Genomic DNA, 12389 nt, shown 5'->3' with positions numbered 1-12389 from the left:
ACCAACGGTTGGAAAATCGGAGCGGTATAACGGGAGACTGTTACGTACCGTTCTAACAGAATCTCAGGCTGCGATGCCTGGGTTTACTTACTAATAATCAATAACTAAAAAATAAATTGTTATGAACATTATTAAAAAATATAAAATTCAATTATTTCTTTGTTCACTGGCAGGGATGGCGCTTGTGAGCAGTTGCAAAAAAGGAAATCCCAATAATCTGCCCTCTGTTTCTCCAAAAGATTTTGTTGGCAAAATAGAAGGTTTTGACAGCAGCGGGCAAGTGGCAACCGACCATCTGGTAGCCTACTGGGGATTCAATGGTTCCCAGGCGGAAGAAAAATCCGGTATAGCGCCTACCTCTTCTCTCAACGCCACACTGGTGGATAATGGTGTTGCAGGGAAGGCGCTTCAGTTGGATAGCGGTTATGTTTATTATGCATCCCAGATTCCTGCATTTAAAGATTCACTTCCCAGCTTTACCGTAAGTGAATGGGTACAAATTCAAAATAATGGCAGCACGCCAACCATGACTTTCAGCCTCGCTGCTCCCGGCCAATTCTGGCCCGACTTTGCTTTTCTTTTGGAAACAGGGCAAAAGCCTGCTTCTGATACCAACAACCTCGTCGTTCATCCCAGCTATGCAGATGTTAACGGAGGGCGGCAGGATAATCTGAATGCCGGCTGGCTTACCAGCTATAAATCACCAACAATTCCTCCGGGAAAATGGACACACCTTGTGGTTACTTTTGATCATGCAAGCAGTATATTCCAGATTTGGGCTAACGGGGTTAAAATCGGAGCCCCGGATTATCAAAACCGCGGTACTGGCTTATTTAAGCTGGCTGTTCCAAATGAAGTGCTCATCGGCGGATGGTATAACAATATTCCGGGCAAAGAACTTACCACAGATACCTGGACTGTACCCATGAGAGGAAAAATAGATGAAATCCGTGTGTACAATGAAGCACTTGGCGCTGCGGATATTATTGCGCTTTATAAATTGGGAAGAGCAGGTCAGTAAGGAATTGATTTCAAAATAACAATGAAAACTTAATCCGGCGCATACCTTGCGCCGGTTGCATTTAAGAATATTTAGAAAATATAAAGCAGTAATATGAAGAATAGTGTATTTCTTTTGGCGCTCATTATATTTTTTTTCTCCTGTAAAAAAAAGGAGACGCCTATCACGCCACCACCGCCAAATCCTGTTGCATTTAAGCTAACCGATTTTAAAGTTAACGGCATAAGTAATGGGTCCACCTATTATGCTGTAAATCCTTCACCGGAAATTAAGTTATCTTTTTCAGCTCCTGCTGACCAAAACACGGTAACCAATAATATTTCTTTGAAGACCAACGCGGGCGCCGCTGTTACTCTCACTTCTTCTTTTGAAAATGATAGTACCATAATTATAAAACCATCATCACCACTAAGTTTCATCACCCAATATTCACTGACAGTTGGAACCGGTTTAAAATCAAAACAAGGCGCTTCTTTACAAGCTGGCTTAAATGCCACCCTTATTTCTCAAATTGATTCTACCGATAAATTTCCGCGAATATCCGACAGCGCATTACTTACTTTGGTTCAGCAACAAACTTTTAAATATTTTTGGGATTTTGGACACCCGGTAAGCGGATTAGCGAGAGAAGGAAGCAGCGGCCCTGCCGAATTGGTAACCACAGGAGGAAGTGGCTTTGGAATAATGGCTATGGTTGCGGCTGTTAACCGGGGTTTTATTACGCGCAACGATGCGGTTAAACGGTTAAATACTATTACCGATTTTCTTATAACCAAATGCCAGCGCTGGCATGGCGCTTTTTCACACTGGATAAATGGAGATACCGGAGCCACCATTCCTTTTGGAAATAATAATGGAGCCGATATTGTGGAAACTTCTTTCCTGGTGCAAGGCCTGCTTACGGCAAGGCAATATTTTAATAGTACAACTGATGCAAATGAAATTGCACTGCGCGATAGTATCAATTCTATATGGAGTGCCGTTGACTGGAATTGGTTTACACAAAACGGAAATGAGAGCGGATTATATTGGCAATACAATCCTTCTTATACTAACACAAGTGATATCTGGAGCATCCCCGTTTCAGGATGGAATGAGGCATTGATTACTTATGTGCTGGCGGCATCTTCTGCAAATTATGCCATTTCAAAAAGTATTTACGATAATGGGTGGGCGAGAAATGGTGCTATGAAAAATGGAAAATCTTTCCTGGGAGTTACTTTACCCCTGGGGCCTGATTATGGTGGCCCATTATTTTTTTCACACTATTCTTTCCTGGGGATTAATCCGCACAACTTATCTGATGCGTATGCCAACTATTGGACGCAGGATACCGCACATTCTAAAATCAATTATTTGTATTGTGTAAGCAATCCCAAAAAATATAATGGCTATAGTAATCTCTGCTGGGGGCTTACCGCCAGCAATGAAGAAAATGGTTATTCCGCGCATTCACCGACAAATGATAATGGTGTTATTTCGCCAACGGCAGCCATATCCTCATTGCCTTATACGCCAACAGAATCTATGAACGCCTTGAAGTTTTTTTATTACAAGCTGGGTGATAAAATTTGGGGAGATTATGGATTTAAAGATGCTTTTAATTTAACGAATGTATGGTTCGCCGATTCTTATTTGGCAATTGACCAGGGCCCGGAAATAGTGATGATTGAAAATTGCCGTACAGGTTTATTATGGAATCTTTTTATGAGTTGCCCGGAAGTGAAAAAGGGACTGAAAAATTTAGGATTTCAAAGCCCGGATTTGTAAACCAGGTTGCAATTCTGGTGCACAGATTTATAAGTTAAAACCGTAACAGTATGTCATTATTATTTGTTTGTTTATTAAACCTGTTTGGCTTGTTTCCGGCAAATGCGCCTTCAGACACCGGCGAATATTATTTCAATCGCATTTTCTTCGATAACAGCCTCATGAGTGGGAATTATTTTTACAGCGATGCCAGTTATCAATCTCCAGGCTGGATTAAAAATGAAGAACATCGCCTGCCGGTTAATGATAAAATATTTTTTTCTCCGGGCAATTCACTTGAATTAAAATATACTTCCAATGAAAACGGCATGTGGAATGCAGCGATCAAATTTTATAAATGGCGCGGAAAAGATTTTATAAAAGTGGGAAAAGAATTGTCCTTCAAATTATTTGTTGCATCCAACACGTTGCCCGAGGAATTGCCCGCTGTTGCGATTGCCAAAGAAGATTCCGTGGCTTCAGCATTTATTCCGCTGTCTTCTTTCATTCCCAATCTTTCGCAAAAAAAATGGATTACAGTAATCATTCCGCTGACGAATTTCAAAAACATTTCTCTCCACAATTCAAATGATATTGATTTTATTTTTTTTCGCCAACACAGTAAAGAAGGAAAAACGCACGATTTATATTTAGACCAGCTAGAAATAATTCCTGAAAATGTATCTTCTGAAAATGTAACGGCGATACCGCAATTAATTGCGGCAAAGGGATATGAACAACACGTAGATATAAACTGGAAAAAAATACCTAAAACAACGCCTGTGAAATATGTAGAAATATACAGAAGCACTGATAATAAAAATTATAGTCCCATAGGAATTCAGTATTCTTATACCAATCGTTTCAGCGATTTTACAGGCGTTACAGGAAAAAAATTTTATTATAAAATTTCGTTGGTTTCTGAGAATTATTCCCAATCAAAATTTTCTAATATTGTAAATGCAACTACTCATTCACTCACAGACAGCGCCTGGCTGGATATGGTGCAGGAAGCCAGCTTCCGGTATTATTGGGAAGGCGCGGAATCCAACAGCGGATTATCTTTGGAAGACATTCCCGGCCGTTCGCACATGATTGCTGCAGGCGCTTCGGGCTTCGGCATGATGGCGATTCTGGCGGGCGTAAGAAGAAATTTTATCACGCGGGAACAGGTGGTGCAACGGTTTACAAAAATTGTGAATTTTCTTTTGAAGGCCGAAAAATTTCACGGCGCTTTTGCGCATTTTATGGATGGAAGAACGGGCAAAGTAATTCCCTATTTTGGTAAATATGATGATGGCGGCGATTTGGTGGAAACTTCTTTTTTAATGGAAGGATTGCTAACTGCAAGACAATTTTTTAACCGGGAGAATAAAGAAGAAAAATTCATCAGGGATAATATCACGAAGCTGTGGCAGGGGGTGGAATGGGATTGGTATAAGCGCTATCCCGACAGCACTTTTTTATATTGGCATTGGTCGCCCGACTACGCCTGGCATATCAATCACCGCTTTGTTGGTTTTAATGAAGCGCAGATTACTTACCTGCTCGCCATGGCTTCTCCTACTCATTCTATAAATCCCGGCATGTATTATTCAGGATGGGCGAGCCAGTCGGAGTATGCTCAACGTTATCGCGCTGACTGGGGTGGAACAAATACCGGAGATAAGTATTTTAACGATAGTATTTTTTACGGCATTCGTTTAAAAGTAGGCGTTTCAAACGGCGGCCCTTTATTTTTTACCCATTATTCTTATCTTGGTTTTAATCCGCATCTCATCAATGATAAATACACCAATTATTTTGATAACAATCGTGATATAGCGCTTATCAATTATCGGTATTGCCTGGAAAACCCGAATCACTTTCCTGGCTATGGCGCGGGCTGCTGGGGACTTACAGCCAGCGATGGCCCCTGGGGTTATAAAGCAAATGAGCCGGTAAAAAGTCGTGATAACGGAACCATTGCGCCAACCGGGGCATTAAGTTCAATAGCATACACACCGGAACAATCAATCGCTGCACTGAAAAATCTTTATTACAAATACGGCAAATTTTTGTGGGGCGAATATGGTTTTCGCGATGCATTTAATTTATCGCAAAATTGGTGCTCGCCAATTTACATGGGATTAAACCAGGCGCCGATTGTGGTAATGATAGAAAATTACAGAAGCGGTTTTATCTGGAATTTATTTATGAGAAATCCCGAAATAAAAGAAGTAGTAAAAAACATCTCTAATCGAAAATGATTTTAAACAACAGTTACAAAATTTATCGCTATGAAGTTTAATAAAATTACTTTTTGCCTGTTTATTACCATAATTATTTTTTCTTTTAAAATTGCAACCAACAATAGTAAAGCAACTTTTAAAGCAAATTCTGATTCTCTGTCAACAGATTCTCTGTTAACGCTCATACAACATCAAACCTTTCAATATTTCTGGACTGGCGCGGAACCCAATAGCGGCATGGCTCCGGAGCGAATAAATATGGATGGCATTTATCCGCAAAATGATAAAAATGTGGTTACCGCTGGTGGAAGCGGGTTCGGCGTAATGGCGATTCTCACCGGCATTCATCGGGGTTTTATTACGCGCGAAGAAGGTTTCCACCGGTTAGAAAAAATTGTCAATTTTTTAGAAAAAGCTGACCGCTTTCATGGTGCGTGGCCGCATTGGATGCATGGAGAAACCGGAAAAGTAAAACCTTTCAGCAAGAAAGATGATGGCGGGGATTTGGTAGAAACTGCTTTTATGGTCCAGGGGCTTTTGTGTGTTCGCCAATATTTTAAAGACGGAAACATAGAAGAAAAGAAGTTAGCAGCCAGGGTTGATAAATTATGGAAAGAAGTAGATTGGAATTGGTACCGCAACGGTCAAAATGTTTTGTATTGGCACTGGAGCCCGGATTATGGATGGCAAATGAATTTTCCGATACATGGATATAATGAATGCCTTATCCTTTACGTATTGGCGGCTTCTTCTCCCACACATGGAGTGCCCTCATCTGTTTATCATGAAGGCTGGGCCGAAAATGGAAAGATAAAATCTCCTTCCAAACTTTTCGGGTACGCATTACAGTTACATCACCAGGGAGCGCCCAACGGCGGCCCTTTATTCTGGGCGCATTATTCGTATCTCGGACTTAACCCGCATGGATTAAAGGATAAGTATGCAGATTATTGGAAAGAAAATAAAAATCAGACTTTGATTAACTATGAATGGTGTGTTCATGATTCTTTAGGATATAAAGGTTATGGCCCTGATAGCTGGGGCTTAACTTCCAGCTACTCTGTAAAAGGATATGCCGGCCATGCGCCTTCTGCAGAAAGAGATTTAGGCGTGATATCGCCAACAGCGGCCATTTCGTCCATTCCATATACACCAGAAAAATCAATTGCTGCAATGAAACATTGGTATAGCGACATGAAAGATAAATTGTGGGGCCCTTATGGATTTTATGATGCGTTCAGCGAAACCGAAAATTGGTATCCTCAAAAATATTTAGCGATTGATCAGGGCCCGCAGGTAGTTATGATTGAAAATTATCGCAGCGGTTTGTTGTGGAGGTTATTTATGAGCTGCCATGAAGTAAAATCAGGCTTGAAAAAATTAGGATTTCAATATCAGCCTGGCGTTTCACTGCAAGGGGCATTCAAAAGAAGCAGATGAGTAATTAAAAAATAAGAGAGCGGTAGTAAACAGACAAATAATTGAGTTTCTTATTTGAACGTTTATAACGTGTCCCTTTCCTTCTCTGCCCACAGGCAGGCTTTGGAGAGCGGCTAGGGTGAGGCTGACAGCAATCTTTTTTCATCATAAATTTTATCCAATGGACAACAACAAAAACTCCATCACGCGCAAAGACGCTCTTAAAGCAATGGGCGGCTTATCATTTAGCCTTCCTTTTCTTCCTTCCATGCTGGGAAATATTTCAGTGCAGGAAACCAAAAAAGTAAAGCCTTTTTTGAATCGTGGAAAACGAAAAGATAAGCCGAACATCCTCTGGATAACCACTGAGGGCGTGCCTTTGAGCGTATTGGGCTGTTATGGAAGTAAATTTATGCCGACGCCCAACATTGACAGGATTGCCAATGAAGGCATGCTGTTTACAAATTCTTTTTGCAATAATGCACTGTGCGCGCCCAGCCGTGCCACGCTGCTCACCGGAAAATACGATCATCTTAACGGCATGGTTAGTAATCCGGGCGACACCACCAACGGTACTACGCGCAGTTATTTCGACCCTGCCCAACAAACCTTTGCACAAATATTAAAAAAGGCAGGCTACAAAACAGGCATGGTTGGCAAATGGCATTTGGTTACCAAAGATGGAAAGCCATCCAATCCCGGTGAAGCAGGATTTGATTATTTTGTTTTTAAAGAAGGCGCAGGCGGCCCATATTATAACCCGAAAGGTTATCTGCAAAATCCATCTGTTGGCAGCAAAGAAATAGTTCCCAAACAATATGAAGGATACATCACCGATAATTTTACTGACCTCGCCATTGAAGGAATAAAGCAACTGAAAGAACCTTTCTGCATGGCGGTGCAATTTTTTAATGCACACCGGCCTTTTGACCCGCCACATAAGTATGAAAAGATTTTTGACGACGTTCGTTTCCCTGAGCCCGGAACATTCTGGGACGATTATGAATACCGATCTGCTGCGGCGCGGGAAGCACACATGCGCATTTCCGATATGAGGGATTTTAATCCGCCGAAAGATTTGACCAGGCGGCAACGCCAGCAATGGAGCTACCAGCAGTTAATGCGTCATTTTTTAGGAACCTTAAAATCACAGGATGATAATGTAGGGAAAATATTGGATTATCTTGATAAGTCAGGTTTATCTGATAATACAATCGTCATTTTCACCGGCGACCACGGATTTTTCCTGGGTGAGCATGGATGGTTTGATAAAAGATTCATGTATGAAGAAGCGCTGCGTGTGCCATGGATGATTCGTTATCCGGGCGTGGTAAAGCCGGGAACTAAAAACGATGCGTGGGTAACCGCTATTGATAATGCGCCAACGATTCTTGATCTTGCCGGGCTTTCGATTCCCGGCGATATGCAGGGGAGAAGCCTGTTGCCGGTTTTCCAGGAAAAAACGCCTTCCGATTGGCCAAAGGAAATGTACTATCATTATTATGAATTTGCGCCGCCGCATTGGGTGTTGCCAAACTATGGCATACGCACAGAAAAGTATAAGCTCATTTATTATTACACGATAAATGAATGGGAATTTTTTGATCTTGAAAAGGATCCTGACGAAATGGAAAGCCTGATGGTGATGAATGGAATGGAGGTGAGGCCCGGCTATGAAAATATCGTGAAGGATATGGTGGAAAAATTAAAAAATATACGCGAAAAATACAAGGATGATACCGGCGCACCCGTAAAATTCTGGCCGGCAAATACATACAATTAGTTGAGGTGGTATTTCGGATAGAACGAATCATGCCGGAATCTTATTGACAGATTCGGTAATTATGATGAATCACATATTACCTACTGACTCAAATCAATAAATGATTTGTTTGTGCCAGATAATTTTATGGTATGAACAAACAAATCGTTTCAGCAAAGTCTTTTAACTACTCTTTAGGCGTATTACTATTGGTTGTTGCTTTAAATGCATTTGGTGGCGGATACTATGCCATGGCAGGGGCCGTTGGCGTGCCGGTTGAATGGTTAAAAGGCAGCCCGTTTCATAATTATTATTTTCCGGGATTGTTTCTTTTTATTATTGTGGGCGGCTTCGCGCTTTTTTCCGGAATACTTGTTTTAACGAGACGTCCCATCGCAAGGAAAGTAGCCTTCTTTTGCGGCATTTTAATCCTGCTCTGGCTGGCCATCCAGTTGTCAGTCATTGGGTACGTTTCCTGGATGCAACCGGCTACTGGTGCTGTGGCCCTTATTATTCTTTTGTTAACCTGGAAATTACCCCATTATGAGTATTAAATATTTTCTATTCTGGCTGCCAATGGTCGCGATTGCTTTCGCAAATGCCACAATAAGAGAACTGGCGCTGATGAAGCAATTCAATGAATTCCGGTCGCACCAGCTATCCACCATCACGTTGATCATTTTATGTTGGATTTATACGTGGTTTATCTTTCCATATTTACAAATACAAAATGCAAAACAGGCTTTTTTAACCGGCCTCGTCTGGGTACTACTAACCATTGCATTTGAATTGCTACTTGGCGTCCTGACCGGCAAATCCTGGGAGTTTCTTTTGCGCGATTATGATATTGCGCGCGGGCGGATTTGGGTGCTCTTCCTCGTTTCTCTTTTGATCACGCCTTTTGTCATTTATATCGTGAGAAAAGGTTTTTAAAAACGTTTAATCTTGACTGTTGAAGGCACACTTCTAAAGCTGCCTCCGCACGTGAAAGATTATCATCGAATTAATTATTCTGAAAAACTATTTATCATTTTATTTATCTTTTATTTCTTCAAATGTGATTTCTTCCGGCTTATCTGCGTTGTTCTTTCGTACAGGCGCTGCACAGCTTCCAGCGCCACAGCAACCTGTATTGCTTATCGCAGTCAGCAAAAAGAAAGCGCCCACAACTCCTATAAGAGTATCTGATGATTGAATACCCTGAATGATAAAAAATATTCCAAATACAAGGCGAAGCCATCGCATAAAATGCCAGCCGTTGAATATGGTTTGTTTAATCGTTTCCATGAGTTGATTTATTTAATTGAAATGAAAAAATGATTAATTTGTCGTTTTACTATGCGCTTGCGGACGGTAGAACACTGACCGGAATGACTGCCGGGCTGGCGCCATCACCAGCCGGAATTGTATGCCATTCATAATTTATTTTGCAAACTATTCCATCCGCCGCCGTTAAAGACAACCTTATATCCTTTGGCTTCTAATATTTTTTTTGCGGTGCCGCTTCTCATTCCTGAAGCGCAGCAGCAAATAATACATTTATCTTTATTTTGCAGCTTTGATAAATTATTACTTAACTGATCTACCGGGATGTTGATTGAATTTTCGATATGCCCTCCTGAAAATTCAGCTTTGCTTCTCACGTCTAAAATAATGGCGCCTTGTTTTATTAATTCGCCGTAATCTGTTTTAGTTCCTAATTTGAACATTTTTTTTATTGACTCTATCATTTTATTCTATAATTTTTTTATTTTCTTTTTTAAAAATATTTAAAAATATTCCTCCCAGCAAAGCACCATACAGCGTGCTGTTTAATGGTCTGGATGTAATGGCACAGGTTCCGGAATTGCAACCAATAAAATGATAATAAAGATAGCCCCCGATTGCGCCGGCGAATATTCCTATCATTGTCAGTTTATATTTCGAAAGAAATTTTTTTATTCCAGCCATATTTTTCAGTTTAGATTAATTCAGTTCCGCGACTATTTCTTTTTTATTATTAAAAATTTGCGTGCCGTTATAATTCACTTCCCAGGTTACAGGCAGCGCTTTCTTCAACATGCTGCTTACTCCGCAATATTGTTCCTGCGAAGCGGTTACTGCATGTAGTGAAGCTTCTTTATTTTCAGCGGTTCCTTTGAAATCATAAATTACATGAACAGCAATATATTCTATCGGTGCTTTTTTGCTGATTTCTCCAATTACTTTCATCTCAAATTCATAAGGATTTTTTTCAGCCTTCCTTAAAATTGCTGCTACGTCCATACCAGTGCATCCAGCCAAGGCCGTAAGAACAAAGGGTTTGGGGATGGGACCATTATTTTCACCACCCACTTTTTCGGGACCATCCATGATAATCGTGTGCCCGTTTACTAATGCATTGAATTGCATTTTACCCATCCATTGTACGTCTACTTCGTGTGCCATTTTAGTTTAATTTTTGTTGTTGCTTAATTTGTCAATCACGCGACCAAGTTTTTCTTTTACTTCCATCGCTATGCTGCTAAGTGCATCATTTTTGACAGCCATCATGGAAGCCACCGGATCCACTGCGGAAATCTCAACTTCTCCATTTTCGTGCTCCTGCACAATTATATTGCAGGGAAGCATCGTACCGATCGCATCCTCTGCTAATAATGCCTGATAGGCAAAATGTGGATTACATGCGCCAAGAATTTTGTATTTTCTGAAATCCACATTCAACTTCTTTTTTAAAGTTTGCTGTATATCAATTTCAGTAAGCACGCCAAATCCTTCTTTCGTTAATTCGTTGGTAACTTTTTCAATTGCGACATCAAAATCATCATTCACGGTTTTAAAAAAATAGTAACTCATATTTATTATTTAAGGGTGATTTAAAAACTATACCCAAAGTTGATACGTTTCAAAATCCGCCTTGGGAACATTTGTTACATAATCGGATATTTTAAGATTTTTTTTATTTTTCGTAAGAATATGCAATTCTGTTCATTCTTTTTTCGTCAAATTTATTATTGGCAGTTTTGGACTTCGTTAATTGCTAATTCGGAAAAATTTATGGATTCACTGTATTTTAATTATAAATTGTCGTATCGGTTTTTCCAACAAATCATTCAGTAAAATGAAACGAAACGCAAAAGATAATTTATTCGTAGACATACAGTTAATTTTGTTTGTTGCTTATCTATTCCGGTTTTCAAAAATTGATTTTTCGGTTCCTGGCTGGTTACAGGCAACAGGATTATTTATTTCTTTTACCGGCATTATTGTCTTACTTACTTCTATTATTACTTTAAACAAAAATCTATCACCATTTCCAACTCCCCGGCAGAGTGCTACACTGGTTCAGTCAGGAATATACAAATACATACGTCATCCTATCTATTCAGGTATCTTATTTTTTACTTTGGGTTTTTCGATGTATTCCGAAAATACTTTGCGGCTTTTAATTTTTTTTATGCTACTGATTTTATTCAGATTCAAAGCCGTTTACGAAGAAAAACTTTTGCAGAATAAATTTTCAAATTATGCGGCTTATAAAAAGAAAACAGGAATGTTTTTCATAGTAAAAAAGAAGGAAATTCGCCGAACATGAATACCACACTTTTCGCGGATCCTAAACTTCAACAGGAAATATTTGCATATTCACGCGTCAAGACACTGGCGCCCGATGAAATATTGATTTTTCCGGGCGATAGAATTCATTTCGTGCCGATAGTCCTGGAAGGTGCATTGCGCATCGTACGTGAGGATGAGGAAGGAAGGGAAGTTTTTCTTTATCACCTTTATCCTTCTGAAACGTGCGCTATGGCAGTGAATTGTTGTGCCGCGAAAAAAGAAAGCATGATCAAAGCCATCGCAGAAGATGAGACAGAAGTATTACTCGTCCCGGCTGAGCTGCTGGACAAATTATCAGCATATCCTGAATGGCAAAGATTTATCAACGCCACATATAGCGCACGTTTTGGAGAATTGATTCAGGTTATTGACCTCATCGCCTTCAACAGCCTTGATAAAAAGATTCTTAACTATCTGGAAAAGAAAAAAGAAGCGCTGAATACATCTGCGTTATTAATTACCCATCAGCAAATCGCTACGGAACTCAATACACACCGTGAAGCTGTAAGCCGTTTGCTGCGCACGATGGAAAAGAAAAGGTTGGTGAAGTTGGGAAGGAATACGATTGAGTTGGTGGGTGGAGAATAATATTTTTATCTCTTTTTAAAAA

General features: G+C 40.1%; 14 protein-coding genes. 9 read left to right on the top strand and 5 right to left on the bottom strand.

Features of this window, described 5'->3' with window-relative positions:
• The first annotated feature begins 121 nt into the window (after nt 1–121).
• The 7 genes from EFY79_RS20780 to EFY79_RS20750 all read left to right on the top strand — a co-directional run bounded on the left by EFY79_RS20780 (nt 122) and on the right by EFY79_RS20750 (nt 9115).
• Nucleotides 122–1021, top strand: a complete 900-nt coding sequence (locus EFY79_RS20780) for a LamG domain-containing protein (protein WP_199727606.1) — start codon at nt 122–124, stop codon at nt 1019–1021.
• 93 nt (nt 1022–1114) lie between these two features.
• The gene (locus EFY79_RS20775) at nt 1115–2791 is read left to right on the top strand and encodes a glucoamylase family protein (protein ID WP_123122681.1); all 1677 of its coding nucleotides are present in this window, start codon (nt 1115–1117) and stop codon (nt 2789–2791) included.
• Between the two features lie 50 nt (nt 2792–2841).
• A complete protein-coding gene (locus EFY79_RS20770; RefSeq protein ID WP_123122680.1) occupies nt 2842–5019 on the top strand; it encodes a glucoamylase family protein in 2178 nt (725 codons plus the stop codon).
• A gap of 30 nt (nt 5020–5049) precedes the next feature.
• Nucleotides 5050–6441 carry a glucoamylase family protein gene (locus tag EFY79_RS20765; RefSeq protein ID WP_123122679.1) on the top strand — a complete coding sequence of 464 codons (1392 nt, stop codon included), beginning with the start codon at nt 5050–5052 and terminating at the stop codon, nt 6439–6441.
• A 160-nt stretch (nt 6442–6601) separates the two neighbouring features.
• The gene (locus tag EFY79_RS20760) at nt 6602–8203 is read left to right on the top strand and encodes a sulfatase family protein (RefSeq protein ID WP_123122678.1); all 1602 of its coding nucleotides are present in this window, start codon (nt 6602–6604) and stop codon (nt 8201–8203) included.
• Nucleotides 8204–8334: 131 nt separating this feature from the next.
• Complete coding sequence (locus EFY79_RS20755) at nt 8335–8736, top strand: hypothetical protein (RefSeq protein WP_123122677.1); 402 nt, start codon at nt 8335–8337, stop codon at nt 8734–8736.
• Nucleotides 8726–9115, top strand: coding sequence for a hypothetical protein (locus EFY79_RS20750; protein WP_123122676.1), 390 nt, complete (start codon nt 8726–8728; stop codon nt 9113–9115). The genes EFY79_RS20755 and EFY79_RS20750 overlap by 11 nt, the downstream gene beginning before the upstream one ends.
• 99 nt (nt 9116–9214) lie before the next feature.
• Here the strand turns inward: EFY79_RS20750 and EFY79_RS20745 are convergent, their stop codons facing one another.
• The 5 genes from EFY79_RS20745 to EFY79_RS20725 form a co-directional block, all read right to left on the bottom strand.
• Nucleotides 9215–9469: a hypothetical protein gene (locus EFY79_RS20745; RefSeq protein ID WP_123122675.1), complete on the bottom strand. Its 255-nt coding sequence runs from the start codon at nt 9467–9469 to the stop codon at nt 9215–9217.
• Between the two features lie 128 nt (nt 9470–9597).
• A complete protein-coding gene (locus tag EFY79_RS20740) occupies nt 9598–9912 on the bottom strand; it encodes a rhodanese-like domain-containing protein (RefSeq protein WP_123122674.1) in 315 nt (104 codons plus the stop codon).
• A gap of 1 nt (nt 9913) precedes the next feature.
• The gene (locus tag EFY79_RS20735; protein WP_123122673.1) at nt 9914–10132 is read right to left on the bottom strand and encodes a DUF6132 family protein; all 219 of its coding nucleotides are present in this window, start codon (nt 10130–10132) and stop codon (nt 9914–9916) included.
• Nucleotides 10133–10147: 15 nt separating this feature from the next.
• Nucleotides 10148–10609 carry an OsmC family protein gene (locus EFY79_RS20730; RefSeq protein WP_123122672.1) on the bottom strand — a complete coding sequence of 154 codons (462 nt, stop codon included), beginning with the start codon at nt 10607–10609 and terminating at the stop codon, nt 10148–10150.
• A 6-nt stretch (nt 10610–10615) separates the two neighbouring features.
• On the bottom strand, nt 10616–11017 hold the full coding sequence (locus EFY79_RS20725; RefSeq protein ID WP_123122671.1) for a DUF302 domain-containing protein: 402 nt from the start codon (nt 11015–11017) through the stop codon (nt 10616–10618).
• Nucleotides 11018–11282: 265 nt separating this feature from the next.
• Between EFY79_RS20725 and EFY79_RS20720 the strand changes: the two genes are divergently transcribed.
• Together EFY79_RS20720 and EFY79_RS20715 are read left to right on the top strand one after the other, a co-directional pair.
• Complete coding sequence (locus EFY79_RS20720) at nt 11283–11756, top strand: methyltransferase family protein (RefSeq protein ID WP_123122670.1); 474 nt, start codon at nt 11283–11285, stop codon at nt 11754–11756.
• Entirely contained in the window at nt 11753–12367 is a 615-nt protein-coding gene (locus tag EFY79_RS20715; RefSeq protein WP_123122669.1) for a Crp/Fnr family transcriptional regulator, read from the top strand. Before EFY79_RS20720 ends, EFY79_RS20715 begins: the two co-directional genes overlap by 4 nt.
• The last annotated feature ends 22 nt before the right edge of the window (nt 12368–12389 follow it).

The organism is Hanamia caeni, from assembly GCF_003721595.1.
Classification (GTDB): Bacteria; Bacteroidota; Bacteroidia; order Chitinophagales; family Chitinophagaceae; genus Ginsengibacter; species Ginsengibacter caeni.
The sequence above is the reverse complement of the archived record's forward strand: the minus strand, read 5'-3'. Positions and strand labels throughout refer to the sequence as shown.